This window comes from Sporosarcina ureilytica, assembly GCF_001753205.1.
GTDB classification, from domain to species: Bacteria; Bacillota; Bacilli; order Bacillales_A; family Planococcaceae; genus Sporosarcina; species Sporosarcina ureilytica.
Genome location: NZ_CP017560.1, coordinates 1,476,757 through 1,496,557, shown reverse-complemented (window position 1 = coordinate 1,496,557; position 19,801 = coordinate 1,476,757). Strand labels below are relative to the sequence as shown.

13 protein-coding genes and 1 pseudogene are annotated in these 19,801 nt (G+C 37.0%); 4 read left to right on the top strand and 10 right to left on the bottom strand.

The genetic code is table 11. From position 1 onward, the window contains the following. Positions 1–15: 15 nt before the first annotated feature. Positions 16–1,443 carry a sodium/glutamate symporter gene (locus BI350_RS07480; RefSeq protein ID WP_075527527.1) on the bottom strand — a complete coding sequence of 476 codons (1,428 nt, stop codon included), beginning with the start codon at positions 1,441–1,443 and terminating at the stop codon, positions 16–18. A 546-nt stretch (positions 1,444–1,989) separates the two neighbouring features. Between BI350_RS07480 and BI350_RS07475 the strand changes: the two genes are divergently transcribed. Both BI350_RS07475 and BI350_RS07470 read left to right on the top strand, forming a co-directional pair. Then, positions 1,990–3,315: a hypothetical protein gene (locus BI350_RS07475; protein ID WP_075527526.1), complete on the top strand. Its 1,326-nt coding sequence runs from the start codon at positions 1,990–1,992 to the stop codon at positions 3,313–3,315. A gap of 372 nt (positions 3,316–3,687) precedes the next feature. Continuing rightward, on the top strand, positions 3,688–8,457 hold the full coding sequence (locus BI350_RS07470) for an AAA domain-containing protein (RefSeq protein WP_075527525.1): 4,770 nt from the start codon (positions 3,688–3,690) through the stop codon (positions 8,455–8,457). A gap of 219 nt (positions 8,458–8,676) precedes the next feature. Here BI350_RS07470 and BI350_RS07465 read toward each other — a convergent pair whose 3' ends face one another. The 3 genes from BI350_RS07465 to BI350_RS07455 form a co-directional block, all read right to left on the bottom strand. Then, positions 8,677–9,501 (bottom strand): hypothetical protein, encoded by an 825-nt coding sequence (locus BI350_RS07465; RefSeq protein WP_075527524.1) that lies wholly within the window; start codon positions 9,499–9,501, stop codon positions 8,677–8,679. Between the two features lie 599 nt (positions 9,502–10,100). Beyond that, entirely contained in the window at positions 10,101–11,591 is a 1,491-nt protein-coding gene (locus tag BI350_RS07460; protein WP_075527523.1) for an aldehyde dehydrogenase family protein, read from the bottom strand. 617 nt (positions 11,592–12,208) lie between these two features. Further along, complete coding sequence (locus tag BI350_RS07455; protein ID WP_075527522.1) at positions 12,209–12,472, bottom strand: hypothetical protein; 264 nt, start codon at positions 12,470–12,472, stop codon at positions 12,209–12,211. A gap of 390 nt (positions 12,473–12,862) precedes the next feature. Between BI350_RS07455 and BI350_RS07450 the strand changes: the two genes are divergently transcribed. Next, positions 12,863–13,501, top strand: coding sequence for a nitroreductase family protein (locus BI350_RS07450; RefSeq protein ID WP_075527521.1), 639 nt, complete (start codon positions 12,863–12,865; stop codon positions 13,499–13,501). Between the two features lie 175 nt (positions 13,502–13,676). Then, on the top strand, positions 13,677–14,105 hold the full coding sequence (locus BI350_RS07445) for a MarR family winged helix-turn-helix transcriptional regulator (protein WP_075527520.1): 429 nt from the start codon (positions 13,677–13,679) through the stop codon (positions 14,103–14,105). A 444-nt stretch (positions 14,106–14,549) separates the two neighbouring features. Here BI350_RS07445 and BI350_RS07440 read toward each other — a convergent pair whose 3' ends face one another. The 6 genes and pseudogenes from BI350_RS07440 to BI350_RS07415 form a co-directional block, all read right to left on the bottom strand. Further along, positions 14,550–15,842, bottom strand: a complete 1,293-nt coding sequence (locus BI350_RS07440) for a TRAP transporter large permease (RefSeq protein ID WP_075527519.1) — start codon at positions 15,840–15,842, stop codon at positions 14,550–14,552. A gap of 33 nt (positions 15,843–15,875) precedes the next feature. Next, positions 15,876–16,415 carry a TRAP transporter small permease subunit gene (locus BI350_RS07435; RefSeq protein WP_075527518.1) on the bottom strand — a complete coding sequence of 180 codons (540 nt, stop codon included), beginning with the start codon at positions 16,413–16,415 and terminating at the stop codon, positions 15,876–15,878. A 107-nt stretch (positions 16,416–16,522) separates the two neighbouring features. Then, entirely contained in the window at positions 16,523–17,566 is a 1,044-nt protein-coding gene (locus BI350_RS07430; RefSeq protein ID WP_075527517.1) for a TRAP transporter substrate-binding protein, read from the bottom strand. A gap of 181 nt (positions 17,567–17,747) precedes the next feature. Then, positions 17,748–18,518 (bottom strand): LamB/YcsF family protein, encoded by a 771-nt coding sequence (locus BI350_RS07425; protein ID WP_075527516.1) that lies wholly within the window; start codon positions 18,516–18,518, stop codon positions 17,748–17,750. A gap of 11 nt (positions 18,519–18,529) precedes the next feature. Next, positions 18,530–19,516 carry a 5-oxoprolinase subunit C family protein gene (locus BI350_RS07420; protein WP_075527515.1) on the bottom strand — a complete coding sequence of 329 codons (987 nt, stop codon included), beginning with the start codon at positions 19,514–19,516 and terminating at the stop codon, positions 18,530–18,532. After that, positions 19,513–19,776: pseudogene (locus BI350_RS07415) on the bottom strand (carboxyltransferase domain-containing protein); the annotation flags it as partial. The gene BI350_RS07420 and the pseudogene BI350_RS07415, both read right to left, overlap by 4 nt. Between the last annotated feature and the right edge of the window lie 25 nt (positions 19,777–19,801).

The window sequence follows — 19,801 nt, the reverse complement described above, 5'->3', positions numbered from 1 at the left end:
ATCCAACTCCTTATCTTATTGTACGCTACTCTTTAGATTCGCTTTATTTAAGACGACTAATAAGATAATAGCAGCTAAAACGACTCCTGAGACTAACGCTAGACCTGTTACAGTTCCTTGACTAACAAGAAGTCCGAACGTAAGTGGAAACATAATGAATGCAAGGACAGAGTTAATAGAATACCCGATAGAATAATCCGTAAGTGCAGGTGATTTGTATTCGGGGTCAACCATTTTCAACAACATTAATCCCGTAATAAAAACCCCAGCATTCGTTCCAAAAACAGCTACGCTTCTTTCAAACCAAAAGTCACCGTAATATTTTTTACATAACCAATACGAAGCTAATAAAGTAAATCCACCGACTACAACCATCATGATTGTAATTGGAACTATGTAGGATAGTACAGCTTTTACAGGCATACTGACAATCGCAGCAACAACTGCGAAGTCTGTAAACATACTAGAAATTTTTGACGTCGTTTGACGATCCACGATCCAACTTAAATTTAATTGACACATCACCCACCAAATGAAGTACATAACAATAATTGCATATGCCCAAATTGGTATACTCGCAATAATAGGAACATTAAGTTTCTTCACTAGCATGAGTAATGCATAAGCAACACCGCTTCCTCCTAAAATTAGAGCAAAGTGAAAAGTTAGTGTATCTATAGAAGAACCTAACATTGTTTCTTTACCAGATGCTTTTTGTTTTTCTACATCAGACTGATAGCCTTGCTTCATATCTTGTGGAAAACTACCAGGACCGCTTAAAAATTGTGTATAGCCTTTTCTTGCTGCGAAGTTAATCATAACGATACCGATTAAAATACCGCCAATTAAACCAACAGTCGCTGTTGTTACTGTAACACCTTGAGCTGTATTCCAGTAAGGCTGATTCATCGATTGCAATAAGCTTCCTACGACACCAGCAGTCCCATGTCCTCCAGAAAACCCGGCGGCGACTTCTGTGCCGAACGTAGCGTAGACGTCTGAAATCATACCCAATTTACTTAAAAGATAAGTTAAAGAAAGACCAATTACATTTTGTCCTTGGCTAATGATAACTAATATCGCAAACATTATGAGTACATTTCTGCTTGCGTTACTTTTCTTTTTCTTTTCAACCTCAGCATTCATTTTGGCCTGTTCGCTTTTCTTTTCTAACCTTGACTTAAACTTTACGCCAAAAGGCACACTCGCAACGACCGGGACAATTAAAATCCCCGGAATTAACGCATATATCGTAATCCAATCTTGTGGAATTGGAAGTATCGCATGATCCCCCAATATTACAGGACCGAGCAAAAGACCTACAAACCCACCGATAACTGACGCCGGTAGAAATAAAGATTGTAAAAACTTAACCTTTGCTCTTAATAGAGTTCCGATCAATAAAAAGCCACTTAGGGCTGCAAAAGCAATTAATAAATCCATAAATATTTCTCCTCGCACATTATTTAATTCGTATCTTGAAAATCGGCTTCCCAATCTTCTCAATTGCATGTAAACGCTTTACATTTTTCATAAAAAAATAGTACCAATTTAATAGGAACCGTATCTCTTAAATAGCTAACTTCTTAGGGGGACTAAACATTTCGGAATGTTTTTGGACATCGACCTAAATTAAGTATACAAAAATATATAATTGGTGTCTATCATTTTTTTAATTGAGGCATTTTCAAAATTAATCTGACTACTATTAAATACCGAACAATGTTGATTTCCGTTCCGGGCGGATACCACCCGCAGGCACAGCTGGAGTCTCTGCTCTCCACTTCTATCAACAGAGACACACCAGAAAAACTCGAACATTAATCTACAAACCTCCGTTATTGTTCATCACCATTAATGATTTATACATTTAACTGAATTACGAAACGATTCAACTGCCACCCTTTTAAAATTTCAAAATATTAGACTCAAATTCTACAATGTTCAATGTTATTATTAGAGATAGTACATAACTAAAGGAGATTTTTCATGATTAAAATCGGTATTATCACTGCTAAACGGACGATTGAAAATCTAAAACCAATATTTAAGACATTCCATGACCAATGTGAATATTACTTTTTAACGTATGACAGTCTTCAAGAAATACATAAGATTTTTCATCACAATAAAAAATTATTTGACGGCTTCCTATTTGGTGGTCCACTCCCCTATTTCTTTCTAGAAGAAGAGCTGAAAAGTTATACGAAGCCTGTCGTATATTTAGACTTAACGAAAGAGGATTTCTATAAACATTTGTTCAAAGTGACTCAACTCCACAAAGGCATTGATTTTTCGAGGGTAGCCATTGATTATGTATGGGCTGAAGACAACCTCCGTGAACTCGAATCCTTATTGCCAGATACAAAAACAATTTATACACTCGAAAATACAATTAACTTTAAAAATAGCCGATTATACGATGAAATAATAGACTACCATGCGGATCTTTGGGATAAAGGCTTAATAGATTTTTCAATTACACGTGCAGCCAATATCGTTGATTTTCTGCAATCGAAAGGCTTAACTGTTTATTATATGGGGATTTCTGAAGCTACGATTAAGGAGAAAATAGAAGAATTAATTTCGCAGATTGAGTTTTCAGATCTAAAAGAAAACCAAGTCGTCGCTGGCTTTATTGACTGCCCAGTTGCGAGTAGTTCTTCAGAAAATGAACTCATACAAATATCCATTTATAAAGAACTTTTGGAGTTTAATGCCCGGAATGGCTTGCAACTCGTTATTCAAAGGTATCATAACTCTTTTGAAATCAGTACGTCTTATGGTGAGTTACAAGAAATCACAAACGACTTTCGTGCTTGCAAGTTAATTCGATTTCTAAATGACCGGTTATCTTTTGACGTATATGTCGGATGGGGAATCGGAAGGACATTCACTCAAGCAGTTCAACATGCCGAGCTTGCCTTTCGTGAAGCTAAATCTTATATAGATTCATGTACATTCGTCATCGATGAGACACAACATTCTATCGGGCCTCTTAGTTTTAAGGAAACGGATGACACTAAGATGACTTTCTACAGTCGGGAAGAGATTGAACGACTGAGCCAACAAGTAGATATTACTGTTGCCCAGCTTCAAAAAGTCATGACCGCAATCACTCGTTTGAAAACTAATGAATTGACGAGTAAATCTGCCGCTGACGTATTAAACATGTCCGTCAGAAGCACAAATCGCTTCTTAAACCAACTAGTCGAAAAGGACTTAGCAACTGTCGAGTCTAAAAAAATGAATGGCCTACAAGGAAGACCAATGAAAGTGTACACGATCAACTTGCCTTTTTTCAATCGTCAGTAAGAAACTACCTTATCAATTTTATGATTTTAATAGTGGCAAGGGTTACCCCTTCCCTAGCACGACTTCACACATGATTCTTTATAAGACGATTCAATCTTCTTCAATATCGGGACTCATTAATTGAGGGACATTTCTTTTAGCTCCCCCACTTGATGAGTCTTTTTTTGTGATGAATAGAAAAGGTACCAGGTTCCGAAACAATTCGAAATTGTGTTGGAACCTGGTACTCGATTTTAGAATTGTTGCTATCGCATATACATGACAATTTACAATGTGATTAAATTTTCTTAAATTCATAAAAACGAGCGGTCAGTGGTATAATATACTTCGTGCAAAACCTGCATTAATAACAATAAGTACAGAGGTGACATAGTGAGTACGACACCGTTAACACATAAAGCTTCAAATCTTGTACAATACATCAAAGAGTTAACACAACTTAGGCAAAAACCAGTTTATTCATATAAGAATTATGAAGACATTATTTGGATAGATCTTATACCAGAAGAAATCGAATGCATAGATTGCTTTAGAAATAATTTCGATGATTGGTTGTATGTGAAGAAACCGATAACGCCTACTCAACCGGATATTCCGGAGACCATTTCAGAATGGATCATTGTTAATCCAACACTTGGAACGTTAATAATCAATGAAAGTATCACGATAAGTTCAACGAGTTCGGATGATAACGAACCACAAACAGAAGAAATTTTCCTCAAGGATATGCCACATATCGATGAACAAATAGAAGCTTTTGAGAACGACGTCTGGATTCCATACATTACAGAATCAGAGCGCGTTAAAAATATTCAAAAGCTATACGATCGACTTTATAAAATACACCAGGAATTACAACATAATTCCGAGACACTTGAACTGGTTGTAAGCGTTGGCCTCCTCCAATGGAAACAGGCTGACAAAGATTTAGTAGAACGACACCTGCTTACTTCAGAAGTTGAATTACAATTTAATAAAAGCCATGCTGAAATGACAATCGTCCCGTCTTCACAGGGGAATGCCTTCGAGTTGGAAGAAGATATGCTACTCGTTGAGGATCGCTTATTTAGTGATGATCATAAAGAAGTACGCTCGTTACTAAAATCCTATAACGAAGAGAATACGATTCGAGATAACTTCGATACTGTACTTAAAAGTATCGTCAATGCAATTGATTCTCGTGGTGTATATTCCGATACCTTGGCTGTACCTAACCACTCTTCACAGGGACCAATCCTTTCTTTATCTCCAGCAATTGTGTTAAGAAAGAAATCTCAAAAGAGTTTTCAATATGCTTGCGATACAGCGATTGAGCAACTAAATGAAATGGATGACGCTGCCGTTCCTGAAAACCTAGCCAATATGTTGGGCAATATAGATGATAAAGTTGAAAAACAAATTGATGAGTTGAAATTTCAGGAGGCACAAGAATATTATTTCCCTCTACCAACCAACGATGAACAAAATCGAATCATTGCTACCTTGAATAATAAGAGTAGTGTACTCGTACAAGGTCCTCCAGGTACAGGTAAAACCCATACAATTGCCAATTTAACTTCACACTTACTCGCTACTGGACAACGTGTATTAATCACAAGCCAAACAGCAAAAGCACTGAGTGTATTAAAAAGTAAACTGCCTGAAGAGCTGCAGGATTTATCCGTAAGTTTACTAGGTGGCGATAGTGCATCTATGAAAGACTTGGAAAAAGTAGTGTCTACCATTTCGGTCAATAAAGAACGGTTCGATTTGACTAAGATGACATCAGCCGTCACTGAGAAAGAACAGACGCTTAAAAAATTAAAGCAAGATTTGAATAAAACAAAGACAAATTTAATGGAAATCCGTGAAGCTGAGACTTACATCCATAACTTTGATGCATCTTATCAAGGGACTGCACAACAGATTGCAACACAATTAAACAAAGATGCTGAGCGTTTCGATTGGTATACGACACCCATAAACATCGAAACACCCGAATCTTTTTTATTGGAAGAAAGAAATCTGATTGCTCGTTATATCGAATTAAAAAACACCCATTTAGATACACCAATTGGCTATGATCAGTTTGAATATCCTTCTATGGAACAAACAGTCCAGTTGGAGAATCTGGTGAATGTGATTAAAAAGGAACAAATTCTGCAATCACGCTACCAATTACTGACTAAAAATGAAATAGATGACCTTCAAAATACTTTAATTGGAATCTCGGACGATAAGTTAAGTAAGCTTACTTCCTCACTCTCTCAATATGATGAATTGTTAACGCCACTTCTGTTTAATACGTATCCGAACCTAAAAAAAGTGATTAACGATATTTTTATCAATCGAGGGCATTTGTGGGCAAGGATTGAAGTTGAATTTCGAGATCATTTAGAAACGATAAACAAATTTAAAAGTAATTTCGATCCTAATCTTATTACAGTTGACGGTGTTTCAACGGCATCTTTAAAGAAAATGACCGAAGATTTAGTATTGCATTTCACAAATGGCGGGAAAATGGGCAACTTCTTATTTCAACCCAAAATTGTAAAACAATATAAAGCGACATTACAAAAGATTCAATATAACAATTTACCGATAAAAACAGAAGATGACATAAAAAGGGTTCATGCTTATGCCCTAACAAAAGATGCCTTTGAAAGCATCGAAAAGCTAGTCATTCCACATTTACTAGATACAAAACCAATAGTGAATGAACTTGCTTTGACTGAGTACGAAACTACCCTTTCGCAACTGTCTAAAGCCCTTAAAATTCAACAATGGAGGTCAGCGATTTTAGAAGAGTTCGCTTTTCTTTCCGCTGATTTATTTAATGAACAGCAAAGTAAATCAATGCAACATAATATCGAAATATATAATGTGAAAAGTGAATTGAAGCAAGTTTCCAATCAAATCAGCACCCGCATTACAGCAATTGAAAACGTGCTAACTGAAAAAACACATTCACTTTATTCGGAATTCGTAACAGCCTTGAGCGAGCGAAATATCGACGCCATCCAAACGGCGTATACTCAATATGATTATTTCCAACAAGTGATGAACCGTGACAATGAGATAAATATGATTTCAATCAAGCTGGAAAAAGAATCCTCATTGCTTTTGAAACAATTAAATGAAACCTATGCTGATTCAATTTGGAATAAACGCTTCAGTGTTTGGGAGAAGGCTCAAAATTGGAGAAAAATGAAAAGCTGGTTAGGTGAATTTGCTCAAAGAGACGAGGCTACACTTACAGCCAACTATGATCAGATTGATAAAGACATTCGTGATACAATAACCGAAATCGGTACAACAAAAGCATGGATTAGTATGTTAAGTACAATGACCCATTCCCAATCCAAACATTTAAAAGCATGGGCACGCTCCGTAAAAAATTATGGGAAAGGGTATGGAACAAATGCGCCACGTTTTATTGCGGAAGCGCAATATCATATGCAACATTGCAAAGATGCTATACCCGCTTGGATTATGCCGTTAAGTCGTGTTTTCGAAAACTTTGAAATCCGCCCTAACCTTTTTGACATCGTCATTGTCGATGAAGCAAGTCAATCATGGCATGATGCCCTTCTGTTGAAGTATTTAGCCAGAAAGATGATTATTGTTGGAGACGATAAACAGATTAGTCCAAGTGTGATTGGCATACAGGCGGAGGACATTTATCGGTTAAATCATAAATATTTGAAACCATTTGAATTCGAATTTGCTGATACGCTGAATGCAACAAATTCTTTCTTCGATGTTTCTTATATCATGTTCAAAGATACAATTACGCTACGCGAACATTACAGATGTATGCCAGAAATCATCGGATTTTCAAATCGGATTTCTTATACCAACAGTCCTTTAATTCCGTTAAGACAATATCCGGCCAACCGACTTGAACCGATTGTATCAACTTATTTACCACATGGAGTTAGAGAAGGTAGCTCCCAAAACGCATATAACGAAGTGGAAGCCGACGAAATCGTCAAAAGTATACGTAATTGTATTAAAAATCCACGTTATGATGGAAAGACAATTGGCGTCATATCACTTCTCGGTAATAATCAGGCGAAACTCATTCAAAACAAGTTGATTGATGAAGTAGGTGCAGAAGTGATGGAAGAACGACAAATCATTTGCGGCGATGCATATGCATTCCAAGGGGATGAAAGAGATGTCATCTTCCTCTCTATGGTAGTCGCAAAAGGAAAAACACGACTCACCGCACAAACAGCTGACTCCGCTAGACAACGTTTCAATGTTGCAGCTAGTCGTGCCAAAGACCAGCTTTGGGTCATGCATTCCATCTCAGTAAATGACATTAGCAATCGCGATTGCTTGAGATATAACCTATTAACATATATCGCCGATCCTCTAAAAGAGGAAACGGAAGCAAATCGAGAGAAATGTGAAAGTAAGTTTGAGATCGATGTGTTTGATGCAATTGTTTCCAAAGGCTACCGTGTGATTCCACAATTTGAAGTGGCGGGTTATCGCTTGGATCTAGTCGTGCAAGGCGAAAAGTCGAGACTTGTCGTGGAATGTGACGGCGATCATTGGCATACATCAATTGAGGATCGCGAACGCGACTTCTTGCGTGAACGTTTATTACAAAGGGCTGGTTGGACATTTTGGAGGGTATTGGGCAGCACATATTATCATAATCCTGAAAAAGCACTCGAAAGCTTGTGGACTAAGCTTGAAGAACTCAATATTAAACCTTATTTGGAATGGGCGGGTTCAAGCTCAATTGAAAAGCAAAGTGATATTGTTGAAACAGAAGATTGCTGTAAAAACGATACTGAAGAACCCATAATACTAGAAACTGCAAATCGGAGCCATAGTGAAGCGATTCAACCTGTTACCATTGACACCCAAAATATTGAAACACAGAAAAAAACACTCGTAATTTCAACCGCCAAGTCCCAATTAAACGCTGAAGACCCCATTACACTTGTCATAAATGAATTGAACGCACTTGGACTTGAAACAATCGACTATCGTAACAAATCCAAGACGCTCTATGTAATTGGCGATACAGATCTAGGAAAAGACCTTAAAACATACCGTTCTCAGAACTTAATTTTCCGCCCATTAGATAAAGGAAATAAGACAACGGGTTTCAGATCCGCATGGTATGCAAAAATAATGAGCTAACTAATGTGACACATCTTGATATGTAAAAAAACGGGAAAAGTATATTGATACTTTTCCCGTTTTCATTATTGATATTTCTCATGCTTATATCAAGAACATTATGAATTAGCTACTTTTGAATTTAATTTCTTCTCGATAACTATCTCAATGAATAATTTTTCAGACACCTGTTCCACGGCGCACAGCTACCCCTTACTCAATTCGCTTCCTCTGAGAAATTTACTTTGGAAAATCAATACTGAAGATAGTAATTAAAATTTCATCAGGTGAAATTTCATGAGTAAGGCTTACTTCTGTCTGTTCAACCTCTTTATGATAGACTTCTCCTAATCTATTGATATAACCGCCATCAAAATATGTTAAATCCTCAAAGATTGTGTTTAAATTTTCTTCCCTTACTGTTGGAATCCCAACTCTAAGTAATATTTTCATTATCTCTAAATTGTCATAGTAGGAATCTTCTTCTAATATTGCAGTTAGATTGATGATCTCATTGTCATTATTTACTCCGCCAATTAAAATAGTTTCATCCCTAAAATCAATTTTAAATGCGTCATTGACTTCACCTTTCTCTATATTAACTTCATTTATAAGTAGCTCTTCATAGCCTAAATTCACCTTTGACCAAGCATTGAACTTTTCTTTGAATTTTTCAGGAGTTAAAGGCTCTCTGTAAACATTTAACCATACATCCGTGTAAGGATTGAATGATTTTGCTTTAGATACCCACCCCTCAGGTATTTCTTCAAAACCTACCTTATCATCTGGATCAATATGTATTTCTATTAGTTCACCTTTTTCATTTTCTATTCGTTTTATACTTTCCTCACTTTCTTCCCTTGCAACTTCTTGATTCGCTTTCTTTTCACTTGCCGTTCCTAGTTGACTATCATTCTTTCCACAGCCTGAAGTAAACAGCAAGATGCCTAGCGTCAAAAGCAGTACGGGAATTCCCAAAACTTTTTTACTAACGCTGAAATGAACTAATCTGATACCTGCGATTAACAAGATAGCTATTCCTAATAAAACGCTTACAGTCCCCATCTAATATCTCCTCTATCTATGTTTTCTTCAAATCAAATCGTGAAAGGTGCCAGCGTATAATGTAAAATAAGTCAAGCGCTAAGTTTCATTAAAAATGGCCACACGAAACCAAAGCCTTCAGTATAAATTTTTGAAAACTCAACAATCGCAGAACTTTATAATTATGCTTTTCCGTGACACGAAAGGATCTTGCTTTTCACCCTATAGGGCTACAGCCTATTGAATCTAAACTCTGCATTTAACGTATTATTCGTATTTTTTGTAGGACAAGATCCATAACGCTGGCACACGAGGTCACAATGCTTCAGGTTTTATATTCGATGTAATCTAATGTCCCGTGAAAGCGCAATTTTGCTTTTCGAAATTCAACTTTACATGGCTCGTTATGAAACTATTTCAACGTTGTGAATGACGTATTTTTTGTAGAATTGTTGACGGGCTTTTTTATCTTTAGGTCGGGTACCTGTGCAAGGTTGAATTATTACAATTCACTGTTCCGAGTAAAAACTCAAATGACATCAAATTAAACACAGGTACGCGACACTATGTTTCCAATTTATAAGACTGTTCCACAATATTAATGCTTTTAAATCAATCCATTACTTAAAAAATCCAGCTGGTGGCAAATTGAAATTTGCAGCAATCGTTTTAACTTGTGTATATTCGTCCAAAGCTTCTTTTCCATATTCCCTTCCGATACCACTGTTTTTGTAACCACCAAAAGGTGCACCTGTTTGGAAATTAAAGTACTGATTGATCCAAACACTTCCAGCCTGTAACTTCTGCGCAGTACTTAATGCGGCTTTAAAATCATTTGTCATAATTCCAGCAGCTAAACCATATTCAGTATCATTCGCCTCTTTAGTAACAGCGTCAATATCATTCCAACGCATAACGGTAATAACAGGTCCAAAAATCTCTTCTTGTGAAATTCTCATATCGTTTGTCGCTTCAAAAATTGTAGGTTCGATAAAATAACCATATTCATGATTGTGAACAGTTACACGGTTACCTCCCGCTAATAGTTTTGCACTTTCTTCTTTAGCAATATCAATATAGCTTAGGACACGTTTACCCTGCTTTTCATTGATAAGCGCACTCACTCTTGTCGATGGATCTAGTGGATCGCCGACTTTAACATCTTTTGCTCTTGCGACTAACTTCGCAACGAATTCGTCATAAATATCATCGTGGACAAATAGACGTGAACCAAGAATACAACTTTGCCCATTAAATAAGCAGTAACCTAATGTCGTATTTTCCACGGCATCGTCAATATTAACATCCGGGAATACTATATGTGGAGACTTTCCACCTAATTCAAGTGTAACTGGTAATAGTCTTTCCCCAGCAGTTTTACCAACTAAGCGACCTACGCCTACACTTCCTGTGAAAGAAAGTTTATGAATATCCGGATGGTTAATGAGCGCGTCTCCCGCTTCAATACCATAACCTGTAACAAAGTTCACTACACCTTTTGGTAATATATCTTTAAGAATTTTAGCAAATTCCAAAGTTGACAAGCTTGCATCCTCGGCAGGCTTCATAACGATAGTATTACCGGCAGCTAGGGCCGGAGCTAGTTTGAAAGAAACCATGATCATAGGAACATTCCAAGGAATAATTTGCGCACAAACACCTAAAGGGTCTTTTTGTACAATCAACTGTCCATCTGGAAGAGCTCTTGAAGTACCTTCATCCAATAAGATTGCAGAAGCAAAATAACGGAATTGTTTGACTGCAATATCATAATCTAGTCCAAACTCATATACAGGACGACCTGTGTCCAAACATTCAATCATGGATAAACGATCAGTGTTTTCTTCTAATGCATCGGCGACTTTGTGAAGATAACTAGCCCGTTCTTCAATCGATAGTGCCGACCAAGTTTGAAATGCAACATTTGCAGCTTTTACCGCGAGATCTACATCTTCTTTGTTCCCTCTAGAAATTTTAGCTAACAATTCTCCATTTGCAGGATTGATTGCATCAATAAAACCGTTTGAAGACTTAACAAATTCACCGTCAATAAATGAACCGTATTCTTTTTCTAAAGTAATCTTGTTTGTCTTTTCAGAAATTGATTGCATATAATTCTCCTCCAATAATGTATGATTTGTAGTTGCTATTAGGTCTCTAACTATTTTAAGTGTTAACTACAACTTGTTTTAAAATTTTATTAAGGATAACTTCATGACACTCATTCTAGGCATATAAGTGTAGTTCTGTATTTTATGATAAAAAAGTACCAGGTTCTAAAACAATTCGAAATTGTGTTGGAACTTGGCATCGAAAATCACTATTCCATAAAATATCTTAATCATTTAACTTTGTTTCCATTGAGTTCCCCCTGTTCTAGTAAAATAATCGACATTGAATAAATAAAGTAGATAATAAAATTAGATGCATATTCTATATTGATAATAAAGGAGTCCCAATGGTCTTGAGGTTTATCCCAACCCGTCGGTTTAACTCTTTTTTATACTTTGAATTGTAAGTTAATTATATCACACTTTAAATATGTACTAAACAATTAAAAAGCTTGTCACAGATGTTCATCATGTGACAAGCTTTTTCTGTCGTAAATCTATATTTTCGATTCTCCAGATTCAAGCCTAATCATGAAAGGTTCCAGGTTCTAAAACAATTCGAAATTGTGTTGGAACCTGGCACCGAAAATCAATTAAAATAAATTTATAGAATTATATTAATTACTCACGACGTCTAAACACCACGTGAAGTTTTCCCAAGCGGAATTCCAACCAGCGAAAAGCTCTGTCGAATCATCCCAACGAACTTCGAATTTCTTCTGACCGTTTACATCCACTAAATACAATGCTAAGGTATTATCCTCCTTAGAAACTGCTAACTTCATGCCAATTTGAAGTTCTTCCTCGGTGAACGCTACATCTGAAACCGAGCGTAGCTGTGCTTGTTCAAATACTTGTTTGTTAAAAATTCTATAATTCATAATAAACCTCCAGTACAACATTTAATCATTCTGCTAGTTCATACTTCTTCTGCAAATACTAGAACTATAATAGTATATATTATGTTTATTTAACGATGAAATCAAAGAAGAATTTATTTGCTCAATTCATTTAATTGCTAGGTACCCATTCGGACAATTCGCTACAATTTCATAAATGAATTATGGGATGTCGACTATATAGTGTTTGGTGCCAGGTTCTAAAACAATTCCAAATTGTGTTGGAACCTCGCAACTAGGAGAAAGTTGCCTAAGAAAATAACGATGAACAGATCTTATGTATTGCATATTTCTCGAATCTATCATATATTAATTGACGTATCAATCATTGACACGTCAATTAACTTAAAATGAAAAGGGAGTACTTACATCATGAAAAAACATCAAAAAACAAATGATTTCAATGAAATAGTATATGGTCGTCGCTCTATAAAGGAATACGATCCTTCAGTTAAAATTAGTCGTGAAGAAATGAGTGAAATTATTGCTCAAGCTTCAACAGCACCTTCTTCTATTAACATGCAACCTTGGCGATTTCTAGTCATAGACAGTGAGGAAGGGAAAGAAAAACTTGCCCCCCTATCAAGATTTAACAAAGATAAAGTTATGAGCTCGTCTGCGGTAATCGCTGTCTTCGCTGACCTCAATAATTTTGATTACGCTGAAGAAATATACGGCACAGCAGTTGAACTTGGCTATATGCCCCAGGAAGTTAAAGAAGCTCAACTGAACTTTTTAACGCCACTGTATGAAAATCTAACTGATGAACAAATGAAAGATATCATTCTGCTAGATGCCGGTCTTGTCTCAATGCAACTTATGCTAGTAGCACGTGCTCACGGATATGATACAAATCCAATCGGTGGTTATGAGAAAGACCAAATTGCTAAGGCTTACGGAATGGATAAAGATCGTTATATTCCGGTTATGTTAATCACCATTGGTAAAGCTGTCAATGAAGGTTATAAATCTTATAGACTGCCTGTCGAGGCGACTACACAATGGACATAAGGTAGAAATTGTTTAATTCTTCTTAACATGTCTTATTTGGATTAATACAATTAGAACTGAGTTCATGTTCATTTGGGTTGCATATTAGATGTTTTTGCCTTATATTCATTGACAGGTCAATGAATATAAGGCACTTCTGTCAATTGACCCTAGCAATCACTTAGGAGGTCAACTGATGCGATGTTCATTTCCAAATCAGGAACAAATCTTACATCTACTTAAAGGACTTAATGATCAAATTAGCCCTAAATTTGAACGGTGTACAGGAATTAGCGAATCACGTTATAAATTACTGTACCAACTTTATAATACAGATGAAATTAATCAATCTGCCCTTCAAAAAGCTGTGAATATAGACGGTGCTGCCGTTACCCGTCACTTAAAACAACTTGAGACAAATGGTATGGTGACAAGACGAAGAAACCCAACAGATAATCGAGCGGTATTTGTTCGCCTTACTCAGGAAGGACGTAAACAAATTATCGGTTATAAAAAAGAAAAGACTGGTTTCGTAAACCGAATGCTTCATGACTTTACCTCTGAAGAATTAGAATCTCTATCTGACATGCTTAGTCGTATGAAAGATAATATCGGTGAATATTGAAATCAAACGAAGAGCTTAACACAATACAAATATGTACGATTAAAATTGTCCAGACTAAAAAAGTTTGGGCTTTTTTAGTCTATTGATTGAAGTGAAAGGTACCTGAGTCAGATATAACTGTGACAATTTATGTTTTGGGATAAAAACTCAAAAGAAACCAGCTAATTCACTTATACAAAAAGGCTTCTTCTTTCATATTGTTAAATTATCATGTACTTTCATTTTTTAGCGAAAGGTGCCTGCGCAAGACAATATTCTGATAATACAATACAATTGTATAAAGCGATGAAAAAAGGTACCAGGTTCCCAAACAATTCGAAATTGTGTTGGAACCTGGTACCAAAAATCATTAGCTAGTGGATGTGGCTCATTTGGAAGATTAAAAAAGGTACCTAAAATAATTCTAATCATTCCATTATACACTCGCCATTCAGGTTTCATCCTCTACATTTTATTTGGAAGCCATAAAATAATCTCCGGAAAGACAGTAATAACTGCCACAATGAGCAAGATGATAAAGAAAGAAGGCATCGCATATCTAGCAATGGTTAATATATCTTCTTCAACCATCCCATTAATAACAAACAGGTTAAATCCGACCGGTGGCGTAATCTGTGCAACCTCAATCATAAAGATCATATAGATACCGAACCATAATGGATCAAAGCCTGCAGCGGTAATTAAAGGCAACGCCAATGGCATCGTCATAACAATCATTGAGAAACCGTCCAGTAAGGTACCTAAAATAACATACATGATGGTTAAGATGACAATCAGCATATAACTTGATAATCCTAATTCTGAAACAAAAGAAGTCAGCTTGGCAGGCATGTTCAAATAGCCTACTACGACTGACAGATACGATGCTCCCGCAACGATTAGCATAATCATCGTACTCGTCTTCACCGTGGCGAGTAATACTTCCTTAAAAACACTGATTGTTAAAGTACGTGAGAATAAGGCAAAAACCAAAGAACCTGCAACGCCTACAGAAGCCGCTTCGGTTGGAGTAGCCCATCCAGAGTAGATACTTCCTAAAACAAGGGCAATTAGAATAATTACAGGCAAAATCAAGGGCAATGTCTTGAACCGGTACGTCCAAGAATACTTTTCATCTCCCAGTGCCAGACTCGGATTAATTAAACATCTGATAATGATATATCCACTCAATCCAGTCGCTAGGATAATTCCGGGAACAATTCCCGCTATAAACAGCTTACCGATACTAACATCTGCCACAATCCCGTAAACAATCATCATCATACTTGGAGGGATCAGAAAGCCAAGCGTACCTGCTCCCGCAAGTGATCCTAAGCTCAATGACCGGTCGTAATTACGTTTGGATAATTCAGGAATTGTAATCTTACCTACTGTCGCAGTCGTAGCAGCAGAAGAGCCGCTTACTGCAGCAAATAAACTACTCGCCGCGATATTAACGTGAATCAAACGGCCAGGCAGGAAACTAATCCAAGGCGTCAATCCTTTGAACAGATTCTCAGAGATTTTACTGCGGAATAAAATTTCTCCCATCAATATAAATAATGGTAGGGCAAGCATCGTGGAACTATTGGTATTATTCCAAAGTATATTATTCATGATGGTCATCGGGGGGCTACTTGTAAAGAACGTCAGACCGCCAATTCCTACAAGGAACAGCGAAACGCCCACCCATATGGTACTACCTAAGAATAGTACTAAAAGAGCTATTAACGTGATTGATACAACAGCTAAACTCAAGGCTAGTCCCCCTTCTCTTCGTACATATGTTATTTAACGGCCTAGTATATCAATTTCTTCTTCCTGCATCTTGCCGTAATCATTCGTTTTAATCTGCAATATGCATTTTGCAATTTCCGCAGTAAATTGGAGGGAAATTAACAAAGAGCCAAGGGGCATAGCAAATTGAGGGATAGCAAGCATCGTTTTGGAAATTTGCATAGAACGTTTGTCCGATGCAACGGCATCCAAAAAGAAATCCGTTGTAGTGTACGTAATAATAATAAATAAAATAAGTCCGACCAATAAAGCGTAAATTTCCAGGAGGGCCCGCGATTTTCCCGACTGCACCACTCTGTATAAAAACTCAAGTCTGATATGACCACTTTCTTTCAGCGTGTAAGCAAGACCGAAAAAGGTGGTTGCAACCATGAAATACGCCGTGTATTCTTGAGTAATATAGAGTGTGCCGTTGAATATGTTCCGAACGACAAGCTCAGCAACTACCAAAACGACGCCTGCCATTATAAATATACCGGCAAGAATCCCAAAAAATTGAGAAGTCGCATCGATGGTCCGTATATATCTTCTCATACTGACTGTCCCCTTTCTGCGTTAACGGAACTATTAAAATTCAATAGAAAGCTCTTGGCATTATGAATATTTCGCCAAGATCTTTCTATCAAATAAAAGGAAGTGGATTAACGCCCTACTTCTTTATTGAATTTTTCTATAATTTCCTGTGCTTCAGTCGGCGCGCCCTTCAACCATTCCTGTCTAATGTGTTCAGTAACTTCGGCTAAGTTATCCATAAACCCCTGACTTGGCTCAAGCGTCGTGATTCCATTTTCGTTAACAATCGCTTCTTTTTCTTTATCCAGCTCAGCACCAAGTTGCCACATTCTTTCTTCCATTTCTTTACCTGCGTTGATGACTTTTTCCTGTGTCTCTTTATCCAACTTATTCAGCTCATCTAAGTTAACAGAAACAAAGTTTGTTGCCATTGTTACGTTAGCAGGTACGTAGTAATCAAGAACTTCCCAGAACTTCGCATCTACCGCTGTTGGAGTAGAAGTCAATACAGAGTCAATTACACCAGTCGACAATGAGGAATATACTTCACTGAACGGCAGTGGATGAGGTGTACCACCAGCAGCTTCTACTACTAATGCACCGTTTTTATCATACGTACGCATCTTCAAGCCTTTCATGTCTTCCAAAGACTTCACTTCATTCTTTGTCCAGAACCCTGCAGCTGGCCAAGGAGCAACATAAAGAATCTTTTGATTCCACTTTTCTTCAGCTATTTGATCAAAGTATGGACGTGCGATATCATTCAGGATTTTTCCTTCATCAAAGCTTTGCACCAAGAATGGCAACGTAACGATTTCGAATAAAGGCTCATCACCTGCTACACCACTTGTTAACATATCTGATACGGGAACTGCATTATCACGTACCGCAGATAAAAGTTCAGGTCCTTCATAGCCAAGAGCTCCCCCAAGCTGCACCTCTAATTTCACTTGTCCGTCTGTTGCTTCATCAAGCTTTTCAGCGAATTCTTTCAATCCTTCACCATTATGGTTGCTGTCAGGGTATACTGAGTTTGCTACCCAGCTTACTGACTCAGCAGATCCTCCTGCGTCTTTTCCTGCATCACTACTACTTGAGTCGTCATTACCACAACCAGCTAACACCAAGAATAAAGATAATACCGATGCTGCAAGTGTCATTTGTTTTTTCACCTTTGACTCCCCCTTATAATTTTTCGCACCACATTCTATTACACTACCTCGACCCTCCTTATAGTTGTATTATATATTGCTCATCGATTAACAATAGAAAGCGAATTGAGAGCGCTTTCTTATCCTGTCAATAAGCGATGGCTTTTCCGATTTTGTATTCATGATGAATCAATTCCACCTTCTATTTTAGAAATTTACTTATTGCACTAACTTCAATACCCGCTTCACGTAATGCCTTTGAAAGGTAACTAGCAAAATCAAGTGAATTATCATGATCTCCATGAATACAAATTGTTTCCGCTTCTATTGGGACATCTGCTCCCTGAAGAGACATTACTTTACTTTCTCTAACCATTCGAATTACTTGCCGAGCAGCTTTATCTTTATCACTAATTATTGCACTTACTTCTTTTCTCGGCGTTAATTTCCCAGTATCTTGATAAGTACGATCAGAAAATACTTCTTTCGCTGTTCTCAAGCCTATTTTTTTCCCAGCTGTTACTAATTCTCCACCATAAAGACCAAACAAGATTAATTCTGGGTCAATCTTATAGACTGCCTCCGCTATTGCTTCAGATAAGGATGCGCTTCTAGCAGCCATATTATATAGTGCACCATGAGGTTTAACATGTTGTAACTTGCCACCTTCCGACTTTACAAACCCATATAATGCCCCAATTTGATAAACAACAATGTCATACACTTCTTCTGGTGAAATATCCATTTCTCTTCTGCCATAACCTACCAAGTCCTGTAATCCAGGATGAGCACCTAGGCCAACGTTCTTTTCCATAGCCTTTCTTACTGTTTTTTTCATAGTAGCTGGATCCCCAGCATGAAAACCACAAGCAATATTAGCCGAAGTTATATAATCTAGGATTCCTTCATCGTTACCTATCGTATAAGCACCAAAACTCTCTCCCATATCACAATTCAAATCTATAACTTTCATTAAATCCCCCCTTATAAATACTTTAAGTCTATTGATTTTTTAAATTGATATAAACCAATTTCTCTTTCTAAAAATCGAGATTGTGCTTCCTCTAAAGAAATCTTATTAAAACACACTTTTTCTCCTGGTTTCAATTGTGCAAACTTCGGTAAATCGACTCTTATTATTTGTGCAATCATTGGATAACCTCCTACAGTCTGTCGATCTGCTAATAATACTATAGGATCACCTCCTGGAGGTACCTGAATTGCACCAAAACTGGTAGCTTCAGAAATCATATCTCTTTTGTTCTTTGCCTTAAGAATTGGGCCCTTTAATCGATACCCCATTCGGTCGGAATCGGCGGATATTTTAAAGGGTTGGTTAAACAGACTATCTTGACTTTCCTTTGTGAAACAATCAAATTGTCTTCCAATAATCACTGATATATTATTGTTGCATGTATCTGAATAGGGTCTAACATACCAATCAGTTACATTAAATGACAAGTTGTCCACTTTTATATCTTCAATTATTTTTTGTGATAAGAAGCCACATTTCTCTACTTTTATCTGATCGCCATGCATTAAGCGCCTACCTTTATATCCGCCTATCCCAGCTCTTAGATAAGTAGATTTACTTCCCATCACTTTTGATAAATCGAAACCACCCGCTATGGAAATATAAGCTCGGCAACCACTTTTGGAGTACCCGAATTTTAATAAACTTCCTTTTTTCACAAAGACTGGACGCCATAGCGCAACTTGCCTATCCCCAATCATAGGAGTGAAGTCCCCACCACATATAGCAATGAGCAAATCCTCTTCAAATTGAATAGAAGGTCCCAAGATAGTTATTTCAATTGTTGGTTTACTTACTTCATTTCCTACAAGTAAATTGGCTACAATATGCGCATACTCATCCATGACACCGCTCACAATCACCCCTTGCTTTTGATATCCTTTTCTTCCTAAGTCTTGTACACTTGTAAGTAGTCCAGGTTCTAATATAGTAATCATAATGCACCATTTAATAGAGAATTATATTCTTTTATATCAATAGATTTAAATTTAACTTTATCCCCTGCTTGTAGCAGACTTGGAGAAACTTCATTCTCTGGTCGAAACAATCTCAAAGGGGTACTGCCAATTAACTGCCATCCACCAGGTGATTCTATTGGATAGAGACCTGTTTGATTACCGCCAATCCCTAATGTTCTGGGAGGAACATTTAAAGGTGGTGAATCCTTTCTAGGTGTTGCTATCTTTTCTGACATCCCTCTAGACTGACATATCGATTTGAGA

Bases quoted from the DNA above. Each gene is read 5' to 3' on its own strand.
- BI350_RS07445 (WP_075527520.1), top strand. From the start codon at position 13,677: ATGCGATGTTCATTTCCAAATCAGGAACAAATCTTACATCTACTTAAA.
- BI350_RS07480 (WP_075527527.1), bottom strand. From the start codon at position 1,443: ATGGATTTATTAATTGCTTTTGCAGCCCTAAGTGGCTTTTTATTGATC.
- BI350_RS07420 (WP_075527515.1), bottom strand. From the start codon at position 19,516: ATGATTACTATATTAGAACCTGGACTACTTACAAGTGTACAAGACTTA.
- BI350_RS07475 (WP_075527526.1), top strand. From the start codon at position 1,990: ATGATTAAAATCGGTATTATCACTGCTAAACGGACGATTGAAAATCTA.
- BI350_RS07435 (WP_075527518.1), bottom strand. From the start codon at position 16,415: ATGAGAAGATATATACGGACCATCGATGCGACTTCTCAATTTTTTGGG.
- BI350_RS07455 (WP_075527522.1), bottom strand. From the start codon at position 12,472: ATGAATTATAGAATTTTTAACAAACAAGTATTTGAACAAGCACAGCTA.
- BI350_RS07450 (WP_075527521.1), top strand. From the start codon at position 12,863: ATGAAAAAACATCAAAAAACAAATGATTTCAATGAAATAGTATATGGT.
- BI350_RS07425 (WP_075527516.1), bottom strand. From the start codon at position 18,518: ATGAAAGTTATAGATTTGAATTGTGATATGGGAGAGAGTTTTGGTGCT.
- BI350_RS07460 (WP_075527523.1), bottom strand. From the start codon at position 11,591: ATGCAATCAATTTCTGAAAAGACAAACAAGATTACTTTAGAAAAAGAA.
- BI350_RS07465 (WP_075527524.1), bottom strand. From the start codon at position 9,501: ATGGGGACTGTAAGCGTTTTATTAGGAATAGCTATCTTGTTAATCGCA.